The sequence below is a fragment of the Caballeronia sp. INML3B genome, from assembly GCF_023631305.1.
Classification (GTDB): domain Bacteria; phylum Pseudomonadota; class Gammaproteobacteria; order Burkholderiales; family Burkholderiaceae; genus Caballeronia; species Caballeronia turbans.
Map to the genome: position 1 here is coordinate 216,414 of NZ_JALQDI010000039.1, position 21,470 is coordinate 237,883.

Annotated in this window: 15 protein-coding genes; 13 read left to right on the forward strand and 2 right to left on the reverse strand. The window is 64.8% G+C overall.

The features are described from left to right. Position 1 precedes the first annotated feature (1 nt). The 8 genes from NCS58_RS15405 (at position 2) to NCS58_RS15440 (ending at position 13,285) form a co-directional block, all read left to right on the forward strand. Positions 2–913, forward strand: coding sequence for a DUF72 domain-containing protein (locus NCS58_RS15405; protein ID WP_061118218.1), 912 nt, complete (start codon positions 2–4; stop codon positions 911–913). A gap of 187 nt (positions 914–1,100) precedes the next feature. Further along, a complete protein-coding gene (locus tag NCS58_RS15410) occupies positions 1,101–2,675 on the forward strand; it encodes a protease pro-enzyme activation domain-containing protein (protein WP_061118217.1) in 1,575 nt (524 codons plus the stop codon). Positions 2,676–2,740: 65 nt separating this feature from the next. Then, a complete protein-coding gene (locus NCS58_RS15415; RefSeq protein WP_061118216.1) occupies positions 2,741–4,438 on the forward strand; it encodes a S10 family peptidase in 1,698 nt (565 codons plus the stop codon). Between the two features lie 745 nt (positions 4,439–5,183). After that, entirely contained in the window at positions 5,184–7,310 is a 2,127-nt protein-coding gene (gene katE / locus NCS58_RS15420; protein ID WP_061118215.1) for a catalase HPII, read from the forward strand. Between the two features lie 203 nt (positions 7,311–7,513). Beyond that, positions 7,514–10,744 (forward strand): ATP-binding protein, encoded by a 3,231-nt coding sequence (locus tag NCS58_RS15425; protein WP_250477329.1) that lies wholly within the window; start codon positions 7,514–7,516, stop codon positions 10,742–10,744. A 122-nt stretch (positions 10,745–10,866) separates the two neighbouring features. Then, a complete protein-coding gene (locus tag NCS58_RS15430) occupies positions 10,867–11,400 on the forward strand; it encodes a hypothetical protein (protein ID WP_061118357.1) in 534 nt (177 codons plus the stop codon). 227 nt (positions 11,401–11,627) lie between these two features. Next, positions 11,628–11,894: a hypothetical protein gene (locus NCS58_RS15435; protein WP_061118356.1), complete on the forward strand. Its 267-nt coding sequence runs from the start codon at positions 11,628–11,630 to the stop codon at positions 11,892–11,894. A gap of 176 nt (positions 11,895–12,070) precedes the next feature. Further along, entirely contained in the window at positions 12,071–13,285 is a 1,215-nt protein-coding gene (locus tag NCS58_RS15440) for a L,D-transpeptidase (protein WP_061118355.1), read from the forward strand. Between the two features lie 67 nt (positions 13,286–13,352). Here the strand turns inward: NCS58_RS15440 and NCS58_RS15445 are convergent, their stop codons facing one another. Continuing rightward, the gene (locus tag NCS58_RS15445) at positions 13,353–14,237 is read right to left on the reverse strand and encodes a DMT family transporter (protein ID WP_061118214.1); all 885 of its coding nucleotides are present in this window, start codon (positions 14,235–14,237) and stop codon (positions 13,353–13,355) included. 90 nt (positions 14,238–14,327) lie between these two features. Beyond that, entirely contained in the window at positions 14,328–14,513 is a 186-nt protein-coding gene (locus tag NCS58_RS15450; RefSeq protein ID WP_061118213.1) for a hypothetical protein, read from the reverse strand. Positions 14,514–14,718: 205 nt separating this feature from the next. On the opposite strand from NCS58_RS15450, the gene phnS reads away from it, so the two are divergent. From phnS to NCS58_RS15475, 5 genes are all read left to right on the forward strand, one after another. Further along, positions 14,719–15,789 carry a 2-aminoethylphosphonate ABC transporter substrate-binding protein gene (gene phnS, locus NCS58_RS15455; protein WP_061118212.1) on the forward strand — a complete coding sequence of 357 codons (1,071 nt, stop codon included), beginning with the start codon at positions 14,719–14,721 and terminating at the stop codon, positions 15,787–15,789. A 1-nt stretch (position 15,790) separates the two neighbouring features. After that, positions 15,791–16,852, forward strand: coding sequence for a 2-aminoethylphosphonate ABC transport system ATP-binding subunit PhnT (gene phnT, locus NCS58_RS15460; RefSeq protein WP_061118211.1), 1,062 nt, complete (start codon positions 15,791–15,793; stop codon positions 16,850–16,852). Next, the gene (gene phnU / locus NCS58_RS15465) at positions 16,830–17,759 is read left to right on the forward strand and encodes a 2-aminoethylphosphonate ABC transporter permease subunit (protein WP_061118210.1); all 930 of its coding nucleotides are present in this window, start codon (positions 16,830–16,832) and stop codon (positions 17,757–17,759) included. The genes phnT and phnU overlap by 23 nt, the downstream gene beginning before the upstream one ends. A 1-nt stretch (position 17,760) precedes the next feature. Then, on the forward strand, positions 17,761–18,573 hold the full coding sequence (gene phnV / locus NCS58_RS15470) for a 2-aminoethylphosphonate ABC transport system, membrane component PhnV (RefSeq protein WP_061118354.1): 813 nt from the start codon (positions 17,761–17,763) through the stop codon (positions 18,571–18,573). A 254-nt stretch (positions 18,574–18,827) separates the two neighbouring features. Next, on the forward strand, positions 18,828–21,281 hold the full coding sequence (locus tag NCS58_RS15475; protein ID WP_061118353.1) for a glycogen/starch/alpha-glucan phosphorylase: 2,454 nt from the start codon (positions 18,828–18,830) through the stop codon (positions 21,279–21,281). Positions 21,282–21,470: the final 189 nt, after the last annotated feature.

The window sequence follows — 21,470 nt, forward strand, 5'->3', positions numbered from 1 at the left end:
AATGCCGGGACGCATCCGTATCGGCATTTCGGGCTGGCGCTATGCGGGCTGGCGCGGCGTCTTCTATCCGAAGAAGCTCGCGCAGGCGCGCGAGCTCGAGTTCGCGTCGCGCGCGGTACAGACAGTCGAGATCAACGGATCGCATTATTCGCTGCAAAGCGTGGCGAGCTATCGCGCCTGGCATGACGCGACGCCCGCCGGCTTCGTCTTCAGCGTAAAGGGGCCGCGCTACCTCACGCACATGCTGCGTTTCCGCGACGAAACCGCCATCCCGGCGATCTCGAACTTCTTCGCCTCCGGCGTGCTCGCGCTCGGCGACAAGCTCGGGCCATTTCTCTGGCAGTTTCCGCCGAACTTCGCATTCCGCCCGGACGCCTTCGCGCGATTTCTCGAACTGCTGCCGACAGACACCGTCGCCGCCGCGCGTCTCGCTCAAGGCCATGACACGCGTGTGAAGAATCCTTGGTTCGAGCCAGGGAAAAAGCGCGCATTGCGGCACGCGATCGAGATTCGTCATCCGAGCTTCTGCACCGATGAGTTCGTGCGGCTCCTGCGCAAACATCGCATGGCGCTCGTCGTCTCGGATTCCGTCGCCGGCTGGCCGTATGCGGAAGACCTGACGGCTGATTTCATGTATCTGCGGCTGCACGGCAGCGAAACGCTTTACGGCGGCAGTTATAAAGACGAGGCACTCGATGAATGGGCGCGCCGCATCGCATCTTGGGCGGCGGGCGGACAGATCGACGACGCGCGTGTGATTTCCTCGGCGAAACCGCGCCCGCGCGCCGCACGCGACGTCTTCTGCTACTTCGACAACGACCAGAAAGTACGCGCGCCGTTCGATGCGCGCCGTCTCATGGAACGCCTCGGACTTGGCCCTTGCGCCAGTAATCCAATAGAGACACACCGTTGAAGACCGGGACAGCTTTTGTCCCGCCGGAACTGCATGCTCTCGTCAACGGTCCGAGCAATTGCATTCGCGCCCGGAAAATAAGACGATAGGCGGCGTGCGCTGTGCACGCTGTCGAAAGCGCCGGAAGCGCGGCAGCGGCAGGATCGAGAACCTTTGAACTTCATGGCCAGCGAGGAGCATCGATACCATGATGAAGCAACCGGTCAGCGGCAGCGACAAGATTCATCCCGAAGGCGCGACATGCATCGGCGACTGCGATCCTTCCCAGCAGATCGAAGTGATCGTGATGCTGCGACGCAAGGACGAAGCCGGATTCAAGCAGATGATGTCGCGCATCGATGCCGGCGAGGCGCCAGCGCAAGCCGTCTCGCGCGAGGAATTCGACAAACGTTTCACGGCATCCGACCAGGACGTCGAGAAGGTCAAGGCCTTCGCCAGGCAATACGGCCTGACAGTCGTGCGCGCCGAAACCGAGACGCGCAGCGTGGTGCTGAAGGGCAGCATCGAGCAGTTTCAGAATGCTTTCGACGTCAAGCTCGAACGCTTTCAACATCACAACATCGGCGAATATCGCGGCCGCTCGGGGCCAGTCAAGGTGCCCGAGGACATGCACGATGTCGTCACCGCCGTCCTCGGCCTCGACAGCAAGCCGCAGGCGCGTCCGCATTTCCGTTTCCGTCCGCCGTTCAAGCCCGCGCGCGGCGCGGCGCCCGCGTCTTTCACGCCGGTCGATCTGGCGCGCCTCTACGATTTCCCCGATGGCGACGGCGCCGGCCAGTGCATCGCGATCATCGAGCTGGGCGGCGGTTATCGCGACGCCGATCTCTCCGCGTATTTCTCGAAGCTCGGCGTGAAGGCGCCGAAAGTCGTCGCGGTCGGCGTCGACAACGCGAAGAACGCGCCCACGGGCAACCCCAACGGACCCGATGGCGAAGTGACGCTCGATATCGAGATCGCGGGCGCCATCGCGCCGGGCGCGCGCATCGCCGTGTACTTCGCGCCGAACAGCGACGCGGGTTTCGTCGATGCCGTCAATCGCGCGCTGCACGACTCGACCAACAAGCCGTCCGTGATATCGATCAGTTGGGGCGGCCCGGAGTCGAACTGGTCCTCGCAGTCGATCGGCGCGTTCAATGACGTGCTGCAGAGCGCGGCGGCGCTCGGCGTGACGGTCTGCGCCGCCTCGGGCGACGGCGGCTCGTCCGATGGCGCCGGCGACGGCACGGATCACGTCGACTTCCCCGCGTCGAGCCCGTATGTGCTCGGCTGCGGCGGCACGAGCCTCGCGGCATCCGGTTCGGGCATCGCGAAGGAAGTCGTGTGGAACGACGGCGACCAGGGCGGCGCGGGCGGCGGCGGCGTCTCGGGCGTTTTCGCATTGCCGGCGTGGCAGGCGGGCTTGTCGGTCACGCGCAACGGCAAGGCGACGACGCTCGCGAAGCGCGGCGTGCCGGACGTGGCGGGCGATGCGTCGCCGCAAACCGGCTACGAGGTGCTGATCGACGGCGAGGATACGGTCGTCGGCGGCACGAGCGCGGTCGCGCCGCTGTGGGCTGCGTTGATCGCGCGGATCAACGCGATCAACGCGTCGCCTTCGGGCTTCGTCAATCCGAAGCTCTACAAGGCGAAGGCAGCGTTCCGCGATATCACGCAAGGCAACAATGGCAGCTTCTCGGCGGCGGCCGGCTGGGACGCGTGCACCGGCATGGGCAGCCCCGACGGCGCGAAGATCGCGGCCGCGCTCGAGCCCGCAAAGAGTTGAAACGAGATGCAGCAAGGCGTAAGACAGTGAACAACAACCACGACGACGATTCTGGAGCGACGACGATGAACTCCGATCCACTGGCAGCGAGCGACAAACCTTCCAGCGCGGAAGAACCGGCCACGGCGGCCGCCGCGAAGAAAGCGCCGAAGAAGACCACGACGGCGAAGAAGGACCAGCCGTACTTCGACCCTGTTGCATACGGCAACGGCCCCGACGACGCGATCGCCGCGACCGAAGCCGACGAGAATGCGGCGATCACCCATCACAGCGTGACGATCGGCGGCGCGAAGATCGCCTATACCGCGACGGTCGGCCATCTCGTGACGGTCGATCCGAGCAGCTCGAAGCCGACCGCGAAGATGTTCTATGTCGCGTTCACGAAGGACGGCGCGAAGGAGGAAGCGCGTCCGCTCACGTTCTTCTATAACGGCGGGCCGGGCTCGTCGGCGGTATTCGTGCTGCTCGGCTCGTTCGCGCCGCGCCGCATCAAGACGGCGATGCCGGGCTTCACGCCGCCCGCGCCGTATCAGATGGAGGACAACCCGGACAGCCTGCTCGATCGAAGCGACCTGATCTTCATCAATCCTGTCGGCACGGGCTATTCCGCCGCGATCGCGCCGAACAAGAACCGCGATTTCTGGGGCGTCGACGAGGATGCGGCGTCGATCGCGCAGTTCATCAAGCGCTATCTGACGAAGAACAACCGCTGGAATTCGCCGAAGTTTCTATTTGGCGAGTCGTACGGCACGGCGCGCAGTTGCGTGCTCGCGTACAAGCTGCATGAGGACGGCATCGATCTGAACGGCGTCACGCTGCAGTCGTCGATTCTCGATTACCGGCAGGCGGGCAATCCGGTGGGCGCACTGCCGACCGCGGCGGCGGACGCGTGGTATCACAAGAAACTCGGCGTGCATCCGACGCCGACCAATCTTCTGAATTTTGCGGAAGAGGTGGCGGAGTTTTCGCGCACGGATTATCTGAACGCGCTGCGCAAGTTCCCGCAAACCGACGACGAAGTGGTCGAGAAGCTGTCCGAATACACGGGCATCGACAAGGCGACGCTGCTCGCGTGGAGTCTCGATATCGCGGCGTACGACAGCCGCGGCAACTCGCTGTTTTTGACGACGCTGCTAAAGGCGAAGGGCGAATCGCTCGGTGCCTACGACGGGCGCGTGACGGCGATTTCGACGGGCATCGCGGGCAAGATCGACCCGAATTCCGGCGGCAACGACCCGACGATGACGGCGGTAAGCGGCGTCTATACGACGATGTGGAACAGCTATCTGAACGAGCATTTGAAGTTCACGTCGACGTCGTCGTTCACCGATCTGAACGATCAGGCTTTCCTCAACTGGAACTTCAAGCACACGGACCCGACGGGCGCGCAGAAGGGCGTGGATTCGAAGGGCAACATCATTCTCTATACGGCGGGCGATCTCGCCGCGGTGATGGCGTTGAATGTCGATTTGAAGGTGCTTGCCGCGAATGGGATGTATGACTTCGTGACGCCGTTCTATCAGACGATCATCGATTTGCAGCAGATGCCGCTGATCGACAAGACCGTGCGGCAGAATCTATCGGCGACGTTTTATCCGTCGGGGCATATGGTTTATCTCGACGGCGGATCGAGGACGCAGCTCAAGGCGGATCTTGCCAGGATGTATGACGACGCGACCGCCAATCATGCGGCGATGGGGCGGATCATTGCGTTGCAGAAAGTTACTGCGGATAAGCTGGGGGCATTATCGCCGGTGGGTTGAAAGGTTTGTTTTTTGCCGCGGGCGGCGGGGGTTTTTTTTGCTTTCGCCGGATCCCGTTTTGTTATTGGTCTATTAGCGTTGCCCCTATGCGGGGCGGCAGTCACTTTCTTTGCTGCTGCAAAGAAAGTAACCAAAGAAAGCAGCTTGTTAGGCCCGCGGTCACACGCAGTTTGGCCATGCTTGCCAGGCGATCGTGGGCTGCCTAAGTGTCGCCCTCACAAGGCTAATCGGCTTGGCTCGCGCACGGTCTGACAAGCTAGTACCCTGAGCGTGCTGGTTCAGCACCAAATAGCTTCGGCACAGCGCTGCGCGCTGCCGCTGGGTCTACAAGGGAAACCAACCTATCGCACATGCAATGAGATGGAAGCGTTAGCGACGAAGCACGCGCAAACCCGATGAACCCATCGGCCGCGAAGCGGGCCGGAGCCATTTGGCGCTGAGCCAGTGAGTCAAGCGGTGCGAGGCGACAGACCGTGCGCGAGCCAAGCCCGGTCAGACCTTTGAGGGCGACACTTAGGCAGCCCACGATCACATGGCAAGCGTGGCCAAACTGCGTGTGACCGCGGGCGTCTCGAGCTGCTTTCTTTGGTTACTTTCTTTGCAGCAGCAAAGAAAGTGACTGCCGCCCCGCATAGGGGCAACGCTAATAGACCAATAACAAACCGGGACCCACCACCTAAAAGCAGGAACACCAATTGCGACCGGTTGAGCGCAAAACCTCACCCGCAAACCCGGAGTCCCCCAAATGGCAACAAACAAACAGCCGCCCCCGAGCGGCGTCGCCCGCACCCCGTCGCAAAGCAACACCAACAAAAAAGTCGAAGCCCTCGAAACCTTCCGCACCGACGCCACGAACCAGGCCCTGACGACGAACCAGGGCGTCAAGGTCGCCGATAACCAGAACACGCTGCGCGCCGGCGAGCGCGGCCCCTCGCTGCTCGAAGACTTCATCATGCGTGAAAAAATCACGCACTTCGATCACGAGCGCATTCCAGAACGCATCGTCCATGCCCGTGGATCCGCCGCGCATGGCGTATTCAAAGTGTATGAATCGCAGGCCGAACTCACCAAGGCCGCGTTCCTGCAAGACCCATTGAAGGAAACGCCTGTCTATGTGCGTTTCTCAACCGTGCAAGGCTCGCGCGGCTCGGCCGATACCGTGCGCGACGTGCGCGGCTTCGCCGTCAAGTTCTATACGGAAGAGGGCAACTTCGATCTCGTCGGCAACAACATGCCAGTGTTCTTCATCCAGGACGCGATCAAGTTCCCCGACTTCGTCCACGCCGTCAAACCCGAGCCGCATAACGAAATGCCGCAAGGCGCATCCGCGCACGACACCTTCTGGGATTTCGTTTCACTCGTCCCCGAGTCCGCGCACATGGTGCTCTGGACGATGTCCGACCGCGCGATTCCCCGCAGTCTGCGCACGATGGAAGGCTTCGGCATCCACACCTTCCGGTTCATCAACGCGCAAGGAAAAGGACGGTTCGTGAAGTTCCACTGGCGCCCGACGATCGGCTCGGCGTCGCTGCTGTGGGACGAAGCACAGAAGCTCGCGGGCAAGGACTCGGACTTCCATCGGCGGGATCTATGGGAAGCGATCGACAACGGCGACTATCCCGAGTGGGAACTCGGCGTGCAGATCGTCGAGGAAGAGGACGAGCACAAGTTCGACTTCGATCTGCTCGATCCCACCAAGATCATCCCCGAGGAACTCGTGCCGCTGAAGATGATCGGCAAGCTCACGTTGAATCGCAATCCGGACAACTTCTTCGCCGAGACGGAGCAGGTCGCCTTCTGCCCGGGGCATATCGTGCCGGGCATCGACTTCACGAACGATCCGCTGCTGCAAGGGCGTCTCTTCTCGTACACCGACACGCAGATCAGCAGACTCGGCGGTCCCAATTTCCACGAGATTCCGATCAACCGCCCGCTCGCGCCGCTGCATAACGGTCAGCGCGACGCGATGCATCGCCAGACGATCGACAAGGGGCAGGCCTCCTACGAGCCGAATTCGATCGACGGCGGATGGCCGAAGGAAACCGCGCCGGCCGCGGCGGGCGGCGGCTTCGAGACTTATACGGAACGCGTCGAAGGGTCGAAGATCCGCGTGCGCAGCCCGTCGTTCCGGGATCACTACTCGCAGGCGACGCTCTTCTGGAACAGCATGACCGATCCCGAAAAGGATCACATCGTCGGCGCTTATTCTTTCGAGCTTTCGAAGGTCGAGCGCAAGCCCATTCGCGAGCGCCAGCTCGGCATCCTCGCGAATATCGACGAGACGCTCGCCGCGCGCGTTGCCGCCAATCTCGGGCTACCCGCGCCGAAGAAGAGCGCCGACGCCGACGAGCTCGGCAAGTCGTCGGTGAAGGAGTCGCCGGCCTTGTCGATCATCGCGAAGGCGAAGCCTTCGGTCAAGACGCGCAAGGTCGCGATTCTCGCCGCACGGGGCGCCGACGCCGCGAGCATCAAGGCCGTGCAGGACGCGCTCAAGGCCGAAGGCGCGCACGCGAAAGTCATCTCGCCGACGCTCGGCTCGCCGGCGCCAGGCATCGAGGCCGACGCGACCATTCTCGGCATGCCGTCGATCATGTTCGACGGCGTGATCGTCGCGGGCGGCAAGGAGAGCGCGAAGACGCTGTCCGAATCCGGCGACGCGCGTCATTTCGTGCTCGAAGCGTTCAAGCATCTCAAAGCGATCGGCGCGCTCGGCGACGGAGAGGATCTGCTCGCAGCCGCTCATCTGCCAAACGGCGAGGAAGGCGTCGTCGTCGGCAGCGATGTGAAACAGGTACTGAAGCGGTTCATCGAAGCGATGAGCATGCATCGCGTGTGGTCGCGCGCGCAAAAGGCTGAATCGGTCCCGGCCTGACGCAAGGTTCGCAAAACAAGCCCGCGCGTCGCGTTTCGCCGGTTGCAACGGTACGGGCGACCATGCCACTGGCCGGTGATATACGCACCGCGGCCTTTTTGAGAAACTAACCGCACCGATTATTGCGGAGGTGCGGCTTGTTCGATCATGCAGGGCCAGGTAGCGACGTTGCGCGGGCCGCACGCGCGCGACGGCGCTCGTGCGTGGCGATCCTCTTCGTCATCCTGATGACAGGCGTGCTATGCGCGGCGTCCGCGACGGCGGCCGCGAAAGAGCGCATCGTCGTCGGCGTGGCACCAGGCGTCGTGCCGCCGCTCGACATGGCGTATCCGCGTGCGGGCGATCCGCGCGGCATCTCGGTCGACTACGTGAACGCCGTCGCGGGCGCGCTAAAGGCCGATACGCAATGGCGTCTCTATTCGAGCCGCGCCGCAATGATTGCAGCGCTCAAGCGCGGCGAGATCGACATGGCGACCGGCGCGACGGGCGAGGACAGCGGCGCGGCGCTCGCCTACAGCCGCCCGTATCTGCCGCGCAAGCAGCTCTTCATCGAACCGATCGAGACGCGCCCGCCGACGCATCGGATCGCGTACGTCGACACGCAAACCTCGCCGGCGCGCTTGCGGGCCGCGTATCCGTCGATGACGCCCGCCGCTTATCCCGACCTGATCGGCGCGCTGCTGGCCGTATCGTTCGGCGATGCCGACGCGTTCGTCGGCGACATGACCGCCGCCGCCTACGTCCTCAGGCATTTCAAGTTGCCAAACGTGGCCGTCACCCACTTCGCCGCTGCCGACGAAGACGGTTACCGTTTCGCATTCGCGGCGGACCGGCCCGGAGCCGTTTCATTGCGGCACCGGATCGATGACGCGCTCGCAGCGCTGCCGCCGGCATTTCTGCTGCTCGAGTATGCACGGTGGAATCCGAGCGCGGACTTGATCGCGCAGCGCAGACCCATCGAGCTGTCCGAAGAGGAAGCCGCGTGGGTGAAGGCGCATCCCGTCGTTCACTTCTCGATGCTCGCGCAAGGCGCGCCCCTCTCGTTTCGCGACTCGCAAGGCCAGCCAGCGGGCGTCGCGGTCGATCTGCTCAATGCGATCGGACGCGTCACGGGGCTGCGCTTCGAAGCCCGCATGCGCGATTCGATCGATCAGTTGACGGCCGACATGAAAAGCGGCACATCCGCCATCGTGCCTTACGGCATAGGCGATGCGCCCATGGCCGGGACGGTATCCTCGGCGCCGACCGGCGAGGGCATCTTCGCGATCGTGACGGCGGCGGGTCAGCCGCGGCGGCGTGACGCAGCCGCGCTCGCGGGCAAGCGGGTCGCGCTCGCGGCCTATGCGCCGCTGCAAACACTCGTGCGGCAGCAGGCTCCGGACGCGCGTTTCATCTACACGGCGCGGCTTGAAGAGCAGCTTCACGCCGTCGCGCGAGGGGAAGCCGACGCAACTGTCACCGATCTGACCTTCGCAAACTATCGGGTGGGCAATCCGTACCGCGGTTCGCTCGTCGTGAGCGGTGTGCTGTCGACGCAGCCGGTCCCGTACAGGCTGAGCGTTGCGGCCAACGAGCCGATCCTGCTCGGCATCATCAATCGTGCGCTCGCCAGCTTGCCGCTTCCGCAACTGGAGTCGATCCGCGCACGCTGGGCCCTCTCCGAGCATCCCGAGCTGCTGTGGGAACGCCGCCGCCCGCAAGTCGCGCTCGGCGCGCTGCTGGGCGCCGCGCTCGTGCTGGTGCTCGCTGGCTGGGCGCTGACGCTGCGCGTGCAGGTCGGCCGCCGGATTGCCGCCGAGAATGCAATGCGCGCCGCGAAGGAAGAAGCCGAGACGGCGAACCGCGCGAAGTCCACCTTCCTCGCGGCGATGAGCCACGAAATCCGCACGCCGATGAACGCCGTGCTCGGGCTGCTCGAAATGGAGCTGCGCGCACCCGGTGAGCGCGCCGCGACCGAGCGCGCGCTGTCGATCGCGCACCGGGCCGCACACGATCTGCTCGGCCTGATCGACGATTTGCTGGACGTGGCGAAGATGGAGGCCGCACGCCTCGTGCTCGCGCCTGCGCCGCTCGAGATCGAGGCGTGGGTCGCGGGCGTCGCGGCGATCTATGAGCCCGTCGCGCGCGCGAAGGGCGTCGGGCTCGCCGTGAAGTGCCTGTCCGATGGCGGCCCCGCCTGGGTCCTCGCCGATGGCCAGCGTCTGCGGCAGATCGTCGGCAACCTGCTCTCGAACGCGATCAAGTTCACCGATGCCGGCGCGGTCACGCTCGAATACGGCGTCGCCCCGCCCCGCGACGACAGGCGCGCGGTGACGCTCGCGGTATCCGACACGGGCATCGGCATCGCGCCCGAGAAACAGGCGATGCTGTTCACGCCGTTCGTGCAGGCGCACGATGGCCACGCGCGCAGCGTCGGCGGCACCGGGCTCGGACTCACCATCAGCAAGCGGCTCGTCACGATGATGGGCGGCACGATCGAATTCTCGAGCGCACCCGGACGCGGCACGCGCTTCACGGTGCGGCTCGATTTGCCGCAGGCGCAAGCCGTTGCATCCGTTGTCCCATCCGTCGTCGAGACGGGACCGGTACAGGCGCATGCCATGGAGGCATCGCTCGCGGGCCTGCGCGTGCTCGTCGTCGACGATCATCCGGCCAACCGCATCGTGCTCGACCGGCAGATCAGGCTGCTTGGCGGTGTCGCGCAACTGGCAGTCGACGGCCAGGGCGCGCTCGCACGCTGGCGCGCCGAGCCACGCGCGCTCGACGTGATCGTCACCGATTGCTCGATGCCCCGAATGAGCGGCGAGGAACTCACGCGAACGATCCGGGACGACGAAGCCAAAGACCCGTCGAGGCCGCGCGCCGTGCCGATCGTCGGCCTGACCGCGAATGCGCAGCCCGACGCGGCCATGCGCGCGATCGCATCGGGCATGAACGCCTGCCTCGTGAAGCCGCTCGCCCTCGACGATCTGCGCGAGGCGTTACTTGCGGTGACGCGCCGCGGCCGAGAATCGACGGCGTCGCCGAAAGTGCCAACGGCCGCGCCCGATCCGGACACGCCGGTGTTCGACCACGCCGCGCTGGCAGGCTTCGGCGATCAGGCCGGCACGCTCATCGACACGCTGAGAGCCGCCAACGCACAGGACCTCGCCGATGCGCACGCCGCATTCGACGCCTGCGACCACGCCCGCCTGCGCGATATCGCGCATCGCATGAAGGGTGCAGCCGCGGTGATCAAGGCGGCGCCGTTCATTCGCGCGTGCGTCGCGTTGCAGCGCGATTGCGAACGCGCGGTCGCCGAAGATCGCAACGGCGACGACGATGCGCCTGTCGCCGCATCGTTCGCGGCATTCGTCACGGCGGCCGGGGCGCTCGATGCGGCGCTCGCCGATCCGCTCGCCTGTGCGTCGTCCGCATCCGGCTCATCGACATGACGCGCTTCGAGGCTCGTGACGAACGCTTCGCGTGCAGCGTGCGTTTCGTGTGTTTTAATTGAACCTCAATCATCTCAAAAAACGCGCGGCTATCCGTGGCCGCGATGGATGCGCAAAGAGGCATGAGTCGAAGGGATACGCGGTTCACCGAGAAAACGAAGCCGGGCGCGGGCCGCAGGAGCCGGCGCGCGCGTGCGGCGCTGGCGTTTTGCTGCGCGATGTTCGCGTTGATGCCGGGCACGCCGCGCGCCCAGCGCGCCGAATGGCTCGATGCGCGCGTCACGCAGGCGACCATCGTCGATACGATCTGCGTGCCGGGCTATGTGGACCGCGTGCTGCCGTCGTTCGAGATTCAGATGCACCAGAAGGAGCGGCTTTTGAAGCAGCGGAGCATCGATGCGTCGTTCGCGTCGGAATATGCGCTCGATCACCGCATGCCGGTGCTGCTCGGCGGCTCGCCCAATTCTCCCGCGAATCTCGATCTGCGCCGCTGGGAAGGGCGTGCGGGCCAGCGGCGCAAGGAACGGCTCGCCGTCTATCTGAAGCGCTGCGTCTGCACCGGCGACATCACGCTAAAGAGTGCGCAGAGCGCGATGGCGGGCGACTGGCCCAATCGCTATCCGAATCTTTCGAGCATGACGTGCAACGGCTTCTGACGATTGATCCGGGGCATCCGTCCGATTTAGAACATTTATTGAAAAAGGACGCGATGTCGCAGCACGCGAATGGTCTACGGGATTAGTATGGAGCTATCTCGAAATTCGTCTGGAGCTTGCCATGATCGTTACGTAGTGTCCTTTCTGGTCATCGGCACGCTTGCGGCGCACATGATCGTGAAGCAGCGCCGGCAGCCCGTGCGCGTGCGCGCAAGGAGGTGAAGGCGATGAACCTGATCGTCTGGAATCTTCCGCAACGCTGCGCCGCGCGCGACGTGCGACGCTTTCTGGAGCATGAGCTCGGCGGCTATGCGAGCGATATCGAAGTCCACGGCGCAGGCACCGCTCACGCCTACGCGACCGCCAGGCTCGCGATCGATGTGCCTTACATCGGCGAGGCGATCGCGCAGAAGCTGTGTCATCAGCGCTTGCTCGACGAGCCCTTGCGCGCGCGCGCATCGCCATCGGGTGATGCGTCCATCCGCCTGCATTGAGCGCCTGCGCTGCGCCGTACGGCGCGCGGCGCCCGGAATGAACTTTGCTGAATTTCCCCTGACGAACGTTATGTAGCGGCGAAGCCGGTGCCTCGTGCGCACCGGCTTTTTTGTCTGCGCGAGATTTGACGCAGGCGCCGCTCGTCGGCAGAACGCAAAGCGGATCATTCATATCGATGCATCAGGCAGGAAAGAACAAGACGCCGCTCGGCGCAAGGATCTTCATGAGCGCGGCGGCGGGCGCGCTCCTTTCGATGGCGACAGCGGTTCATGCGCAGCCTCAGGCTGCGTCGGGCGCATCGGGGACGGTCGGGCAGGGCCGTGTGACGGCGCGGCCCGTCGCGCCCGCGGTGCCCGTGCCGCCGATGCCGCAAAGCGCGAGCATCCCGCATGGCGCGAGCGCGCCTGAACGCGGGCTGCCGGCCATGCCCGTGCCGATGCCGGCGCAACCGGCCCCCACAGCTTCCGCGGCTTCCGAGGCTGCCGCCGCATCAGCCGCGAGCGCGGCGTCGGCGGCATCGGCGGCAAGCGCCGCGAGCGCGGCATCCGAAGCACAGGCGCCCGAAGTGCCGCTGCCCCCGGAGCCGCCCGAACCCAATCTTGCGCAGCGTACCGGGATACCGCCGGCGGGCGCATACGCGATGCGGCAGAACTTCGCGAAGGAAGTCGACCGGCGTCTCACTGTGCCCGTCGCGGATCAGCAGGCGTATGGCCGTTTGCTCCAACATGCGCTCGACGATGACGGCCACGGCGATCTCGCCAACGAGTTCGTCGTGCTGGTCGATCGCAGTGCGAACGTGCAGGCGATCTTCATCTACTTCCGCGCGAAGGCGGGCGATGCGTGGTCGATGATCGGCGCGTCGCCGGTATCGACGGGCCGTCCCGGCACGTACGATCACTTCGTCACGCCGCTCGGCGTCTTCCAGCACGTGCCAGGCAACATGGACTTCCGGGCCGAGGGCACGCTGAACGAGTTCAAGATCCGCGGCTACGGCGCGCGCGACATGCGCATCTACGATTTCGGCTGGGCCGAGGGCGAGCGCGGCTGGGGCAAGGGCGGCAAGTCGCCGATGCGCTTCCAGATGCACGCCACCGATCCGGAGAAACTGGAGCCGCTGCTCGGCATGCGGCATTCGAAGGGGTGTGTGCGCATTCCGTCGACGCTCAACACGTTCATCGATCATTACGGCATTCTCGACGCGCAATACGAGGCACGCGCATCCGAAGGCGAGTCCATGTGGGTCCTGAAGGCCACGCGCAAGACGACGCCTTGGGCGGGCCACTATCTCGTTGTCGTCGATACGGGAAGGAAAACGCGGCCGGCGTGGTCGCCGGGCCCGGGGAAGGCGGTGCGCGAGCACATTCCGGCGGGCGCGAACACGGTCGATTGAGCCGCGCGCCTGTTTCGAGCGCGCGAGCAAGCGCGGATAGAACCGCGCGAGAAAGACCCCGAGGCGGCTATCTCGCGCGCGCGAGCAGCACGCCCGCAAGCGCGACGCCAAAGCCCGCGAGTTGCACGGCGTCGAGCGTCTCGCCGAACGCGAGAAAGCTTTCGAGTGCGGCGAGTGGCGGCGCGAGAAAGAGCAGGGCGGTCGCGCGCGATGCGTCGCCGCGCCGGACCATCCATACGAGCAGCGTCGTCGCGACGCCCGAGAGCATCGCGATGCCCCATGCGAGCGAGAGCCACGTCGTCATCGACGGAATGAAGCGATGCTCCCCGAGCGCCATGACCAGCACCAGCGCGACGATCGCCGCGCCGGCGTTCTGCAGCGCGCTGGCGCTGCGGATATCGGCGCGTGCGAGGGAGGTCTTCTGGTACAGCGTGCCCGCGGTGATGGCGACGACGGAGAGCAGCGCGATCGACACGATGATCCACTGCGAGGCATGCCCGCTTGCTGCATGTTGGACGTGCGCGCCGCTCGCCGCGATCTTCGGCGCGAGTACGAGCGCGACGCCCGCGAGGCCCAACGCGAGGCCGCCCCATGCGCGTGGCGAGAGCCGTTCACCGAAGAGCCGCGCGGCGACGGCGGCCGTCAGGAGCGGTTGCAGCGCGCCGAGCAGCGCCATGACGCCCGCGCCCAGCCCCTCTGCGACGGCCCAGTAGCCCGCGCCGAGATAGACCCCTTGCAGGAGCGCGCCAGCGACGAGGTGCCGGCCGATGTCGCGGCCCTTCGGCCAGGGCGCCCGCGTGATGACGGCGATCACGAGAAACAACAGCGTCGTGCCGGCGAAGCGCGCGAGCAGATACAGATTCGGATCGACGTAAGGCGTGATCGCCCGTGCGACGATGAAGCCGGTCGACCAGAGAAACACGAAGACGGGAGCGGCGAGGATCGAAACCATGTGAGGCATGCGGCAAGATGAGATGCCGCAGTATCGGTGCGGATGCCCGCAGTCGTCTTGTTCAACCGTGCACTCGCCGGTGCGGGCGCGTCATTCGATTGCGAAGGTGTCGAGCGGCTGATTCGCGCGTGCATCGCCCTCGAAGCGGCGCGATAGTTGCGCATGCAACCGCTTTGCTTCGTCGAGGGTGAGATCGATCCAGTACGGATCGCCCGCAGCGTCGTTCAAGCGATCGGGAGGGAACTGGATTTCGATCACTACGCCTTTTTTGTACATCTTCGTGCCTTGTCCGGAGCTTCGTGCGAAGCCAGATAGTCTAGCGGACAGGTACTCGTGGATTGCTTACCCTGCGGAAAGAATGCATTGCTTTGGGCGGGCAAAACAACCAAACCCGGTTCACATCGATGTCACAGACCTCTGCAATGCTTGGCGGTTGAAGGTCGCCACCGCCCATCCACCACCCCGACAAGAGACACCATAAATGACCCGCGATTTCCGCTTCGCGCGCCACGTGCTGCCGGCGTTCGCCGCCATCACCCTGTTTGCCGCGATGCCCGCCCACGCCACCGACGCCGTCGTCCTGTACACCGCCGATGGTCTCGAGAATCTCTACAAGGACGTGCTTCCCGCATTCGAAAAGAAGGAAGGCGTGAAGGTCAACATCGTCACGGCGGGCAGCGGCGAAGTGGTCAATCGCGCGACCGTCGAGAAGGATTCGCCCAAGGCCGACGTGCTCGTCACGCTGCCGCCGTTCATCCAGCAGGCGCAGCAAGGCGGCCTGCTGCAGCCCTATCAGAGCGTGAACTACAAGAACGTGCCCGCCATCGCCAAGGCGCAGGACGGCGCATGGGCCACGTTCGTCAACAACTACTTTTCGTTCGCGATCAATCCGGAAGTCACGAAGGCCGCACCGAAGACCTTCGCCGATCTGCTGCATCCGAGCTACTCGGGCAAGATCGCATATTCCAATCCGGCGACGGCAGGCGACGGCATGGCCGTCATCATCCTGACCTCCGCGCTGATGGGCGAGGACAAGGCGTTCGACTACCTCAAATCGCTCGAGCAGAGCGCGAAGTTCCATACGAAAGGCACGGGCTATCTCGACGTGCTGCTCTCGCGTAACGAGATCGCGTTCGCCAACGGCGATCTGCAGATGGACCTCGACGACGCCGCGAACGGCGGCCTCTCGATCAAGCCGCTCTTCCTGTCGCACAAGGCCGGCGAAGCGCCGACCACCTTCCAGTTGCCGTATGCGATCGGCCTCATCAAGAGCGGTCCGAATCAGGCGGCGGGCAAGAAGCTGATCGACTATCTGATGTCGTCGGACGTCCAGTCGAGAGTGCCCGATATTTACGGCATTCCGGGCCGCACCGACGTGCCGCTCGCCGGCAAGAACGGCGAGGCCGTCAGGCAGGCGATCTCGGGCGTGAAGCTGATTTCCGTCGACTGGAACGAAGTCATGCGGAAGAAGGCCGGCTGGACCGAGCGCTGGAAGACCGAGGTCATCGGCAATACGGGCAAGCAGACCGAAGTCGTCAAGCCGAAGTCGTAAAGTGAGCGCTCTGCCCAAAGAAGTGTCCGGCGTTCACGCGACGCCGGGTGTGCACATCGATCGTCTGACGGTGCGCTTCGGTACCCGCACCGTGCTCGACGATCTCTCGCTGCGCATCGGTCGCGGCGAATTCCTCACCGTGCTCGGCCGAAGCGGCTGCGGCAAGACCACGCTGCTGCGCTTCATCGCGGGCTTCGTCAAGGCCGATGCACTGGCGGGCACGCTCGCCATCGCGGGTCGCGATCTCACGCACGCGCCGCCGCATCAGCGCAATCTCGGGCTGCTGTTCCAGAGCTATGCGCTCTTTCCACATCTGTCCGTGTTCGACAACGTCGCGTTCGGGCTGCGCGCACGCAAGCTGAAGACGGGCGAGGTCGCAAGGCGCGTCGCCGATGCACTCAAGCTCGTGCAGCTTTCCGATGCCGGCCACATCATGCCCGCGCAGCTTTCCGGCGGCATGCAGCAGCGCGTTGCGCTGGCGCGCGCGCTCGTCATCGAACCGGATGTGCTGCTGCTCGACGAACCGCTTTCCGCGCTCGATGCAAACTTACGCGCCTCGGTGCGCAGCGAACTGAAGGCCTTGCATGAGCGCTTGCCGAATCTGACGATCGTCTGCGTGACGCACGATCAGGACGATGCCCTCGTGCTCTCCGATCGCACGCTCCTGATGCGCGATGGCCGCATCGCGCAACTCGGCGCGCCGCGCGAACTATACGACGCGCCCAACGATGCGTTCGTCGCGCGCTATCTCGGCGCGGCGAATCTGCTGCCGCCGCGCGTGGTGTATCCCGTCGGCGATGCGCGGCACGACGAGCGCGAGCGCCTCGCGTGCATTCGTCCCGAGCGCTTCACGATCGTCACGCTGGGCGAAGGTCCGTTGCATGGCACCATCGCGTCCGTCGAATGGTATGGCGCGGCGCTTTCCATTACGGTCGCGCTCGATGCGTCGCCGGGCGAACCCGTGCTCGTGACGACGCAACGCGGCCATGCACGCATGCCCGAGAAAGGCACGCGCGTGTCCCTTCGCTTCGAGGCTGACGATGTCGTCCTTGTTCGTTCCTGACAGCGCCGTGCGCGACGAAGGCGGCATCACGGACGCAGATCTCTGCGCGCAATTCGCCGCGCATGCCGCGCACGCGAAACGCCGCGAGCGCAAAGGGCAATGGCATCTGCTCTTCATACTCGTGTTCGTGCTCGGGCCGCTCGTCGTCTATCCGCTCGCGCGACTCGTGATGCTCAGCGTGACCGGCACGCATGGTTTCACGCTGCACGCGTACACCGCGTTCTTCGGCAATACGGAAACGCGCGGCATGATCGGCACGACGCTCGGCATTCTCTTCGCGAGCGCGAGCATCGCTTCTTTGCTCGGCGTCGCGATCGCGTCGATGTTGTTCTTCAGACCGTTCGCGGGCGCGCGTTTGCTTACGCGCTTTCTCGAGTTGTTCGTCGCGTTTCCGTCGTTTCTGGTCGCGTTCACGCTGATCTTTCTTTACGGTTCGCAAGGGTCCGTCAGCATCGGCTTGCAGCGGCTCTTTTCGCTCGATGCGACGCCGCTCGATTTCCTCTTCGGCATCGGCGGCGTGATTCTCGCGGAAGTCGTGTTCTATGCGCCGTTCGTCGTGCGCCCGACGCTTGCATCGTATGCGACGCTCGACATGCGGCTCGTCGAGGCGGCGAGGAGCCTCGGCGCCGGTGGCTGGATGGTCGCGACGAAGGTCGTGTTGCCGCTCGCGTGGCCGGGCATCGCCGCCGGCACGATTCTCTGCTTCCTTCTCACGCTGAACGAATTCGGCATTCTGCTCGTGCTCGGCAGCGCGCATCTGATCACCTTGCCGATCGCGATCTACAGCGCGGCAACCGTCGATCTCGATCTTCCCACCGCGGCCGCGGGCTCGGTCGTGATGCTGCTGATGTCGCTATCGCTCTATGCGCTATACAGGCGCGTCAACCGGCGCGCAGGAGTCCGCTGACATGCAGCTTTCGGGTTCATCGCGATTCACGCCCGGCGCGTGCCTGCGCCTCGCGATCACGGGCTTCGTCGCGCTGCTGTGCTTCTGGCTGTTCGTGTTGCCGGTGGTCGTCGTTGCCTTGTCGAGCGTCGCGTCGCACTGGTCGGGAACGATCTTGCCGGATGGCGTCAGCACACGCTGGTTCGCGCGGCTTTCATCGAGCGATCTCGATGCGTTGAGCACGAGTCTCGGAGTCGGCGTGGGCGTCGCGTTCATCGGCACGGCGCTCGGTTTGTGGCTCGCGCTCGCGCTGGAAGGGCGCGACCGGCGCGGCCTCGGCGCGCTCGTCGATGCCGTCGCGATGATGGGCAGCGGCGTGCCGAGCGTCGTGCTCGGGCTCGCGGTGTTGATCGCGTATCACAAGCGTCCGCTCGATTTGTCCGGATCGGCCGCCATCGTCGTACTGGTGCAGCTCGCGCTCGTGCTGCCGTTCTGCTATCGCTGCGCGGCCGCCGCGCTGCGTCCCGAGCTCACGATCTTGCGCGAGGCCGCCGCAAGTCTCGGCGCACCGCCGCGAATGGTGCTCGTGCGCGTGGTATTGCCGCAACTCGTGCCCGCGATCCGCGCGAGCCTCGCGCTCGGCTTCGCGCTCTCGCTCGGTGAGCTGGGCGCGACGCTCACCGTCTATCCGCCGGGATTCGCGACCGTGCCGATCGTCGTCGTGGGTCAGGTCAATCGCGGTTACTATCTGCCTGCGTCGGCGCTCTCGCTGATTCTGCTGGCCGTATCGCTCGCGGCGCTTCTGCTGATCGCCGCTCGCGCACCGCGCCGCTGATCGCTCAAAAAAAACATCTGGAATCCGAAATAAATCGCCTTGTCATGTCAGGTTCGCCGTTGTTGCAAGCAATTCGCGGGCCTCGCCTCCGTTTCCGCCTCGTCATACCAAAAAAAACAAAACTGGCGTAACCTGCACATTCAGGCACGTCCGCACCCGCTCGACCGGATCAGCGCGCCAATATGGGGCACTCGGCGTGAACTCTCGTCATGCTTTCGCGGTCGTTGCATATGTCGCAAATACCGGAGGTTCCGATGACATCCGTCGACCTGGAATTCGACCAGCTCAACAGCACTGTCGATGCGCTCAGGCGCTCCATCTCGAACCGCCTGATGTACGGCGTAGGCAAAGATGCGGTCACCGCGCAGCCGCGCGACTGGCTCCATGCCGCCGAACTGGCGGTGCGCGATCGTCTCGTCGCACGCTGGATGCGCACCACGCGGCTGCAGTACGAACAGGACGTGAAACGCGTCTACTACCTGTCGATGGAGTTTCTCATCGGCAGAACTTTCAGCAATGCGCTGCTCGCGCTCGGCATCTACGACGAGGTGCGCGATGCGCTGGCCGGGCTCGGCGTCGATCTCGCGGCGCTCGAGGACCTGGAGCCGGACGCCGCGCTCGGCAACGGCGGCCTCGGCCGTCTCGCGGCCTGCTTTCTCGATTCGATGGCGACCGTCGGCGTGCCGGGCTTCGGCTACGGCATCCGTTACGAATACGGCATGTTCCGCCAGACGATCGTCGACGGCAATCAGGTCGAGATGCCCGATTACTGGCTGCGCGCGGGCAATCCGTGGGAGTTTCCGCGGCCCGAAGTCGTGTACACCGTGCATTTCGGCGGCCGCACGGTGCAGCACGACGATCGCACCGACTGGATCGACACCGAGCACGTGAATGCGATGGCCTACGATACGGTCATCCCGGGCTTCGCGACCACCGCAACGAATACGCTGCGCCTGTGGTCCGCCCGCGCGACCGATGAGTTCGACCTGTCGGCGTTCAATCAGGGCGACTATCGCCGCGCGGTGGAGGCGAAGAACACGTCGGAGCACGTCTCGCGGCTGCTGTATCCGGATGACTCGACGCAGGCTGGCCGCGAGCTGCGCCTGCGTCAGGAGTACTTCTTCGTCTCCGCGACGATGCAGGATCTGATTCGCCGCTATCAGCGCACGCACACGCACTTCGGGCGGCTCGCGGAAAAGGTCGCGGTGCATCTGAACGACACGCACCCGGTCCTCGCGATTCCCGAACTGATGCGTCTTCTCGTGGACAGGCATCATCTGCCGTGGGACAAGGCGTGGAAGCTCATTCAGCAAATGTTCTCTTACACGAACCACACGCTGATGCCCGAGGCGCTCGAAACGTGGGACGTCGAGATGCTCGCGCGTTTGCTGCCGCGGCATCTGGAGATCATCTTCGAGATCAACGCGCAGTTCCTGAAGCAGGTCACCGAGAAGTTCGGACGCGATGTCGATCTGATTCGGCGCATCTCGCTCGTCGACGAGTATGGTCAGCGGCGCGTGCGCATGGCGCATCTCGCGATCGTCGCGAGCCACAAGGTGAATGGGGTGTCGAAGCTGCACTCGCAACTGATGGTGCAGAACATCTTCTCCGACTTTGCGCGCATGTATCCCGAGCGCTTTACCAACGTAACGAACGGCGTCACGCCGCGACGCTGGCTTGCGCAGGCGAGTCCGTCGCTGTCTTCGCTGATCGACAAGCGGCTGGGGCCGCGCTGGCGCACCGATCTCTTCGAGCTCGGCCGTCTGCGCGAATGGCGTGACGATCCGGAGTTCTGCAAGGCCTTCCACGACGCGAAGTTCGCCAGCAAGCTCCGCCTGGTGGAACGCGCGAAGCGCGACGCCAACGCGATCATCAATCCGGAAGCGTTGTTCGACTTGCAGGTGAAGCGCATTCACGAGTACAAGCGGCAACTGCTCAACATCCTGTACGTGATCGTGCGCTACAACCGCATCCGCGAGAATCCGGAGAAGGACTGGACGCCGCGCGTCGTGATGTTCGCGGGCAAGGCGGCATCCGCATACAAGATGGCGAAGAACATCATCAAGCTCATCAACGATGTCTCGAAGCGAATCAACGCGGACCCCCTCGTGGGCGACCGGCTCAAGGTCGGCTTCATTCCGAACTACGGGGTGAGCGTGGCCGAGCTCATCATTCCGGCGGCCGATCTGTCCGAACAGATTTCGATGGCGGGCACCGAGGCATCGGGTACCGGTAACATGAAGCTCGCGTTGAACGGCGCGCTGACCATCGGCACGCTCGATGGCGCGAACATCGAAATCTGCGACGCGGTCGGGCGCGAGAACATCTTCATCTTCGGCAACACGACCGATGAGATCGAATCGCTGCGCGCAGCGGGGTATCGGCCGCGGCAGATCTACGAGGAGAACCCGGAACTGAAGCTCGCGCTCGACCAGATCCGCCTCGGGCATTTTTCGCCGGAAGAGCCGCATCGTTTCTACGACATCTTCCACACGCTCGTGGATTGGGGCGATCACTACATGGTGCTCGCCGATTTCGACAGCTTCGACAAGACGCAAACCGAAGTCGATCTGAAGTTCCGCGACAAGGAAGCCTGGACGAAAAGCGCGATCGAGAATGTGGCGGGCATGGGCATCTTCTCGTCGGATCGCACGATCGCGGAATATGCGCGCGACATCTGGCACGTCGAGCCGCTGCAGGTGACCTGACGATGCGCTCAGTGCGGGGGGGGGGGGGGGGGGGGGGGGGGGGGGGGGGGGGGGGGGGGGGGGGGGGGGGGGGGGGGGGGGTGGGTGGGGGGGGGGGGGGGGGGGGGGGGGGGGGGGGTGGGGGGGGGGGGGGGGGGGGGGGGGGGGGGGGGGGGGTGGGGGGGGGGGGTGGGGGGGGGGGGGCGGGGT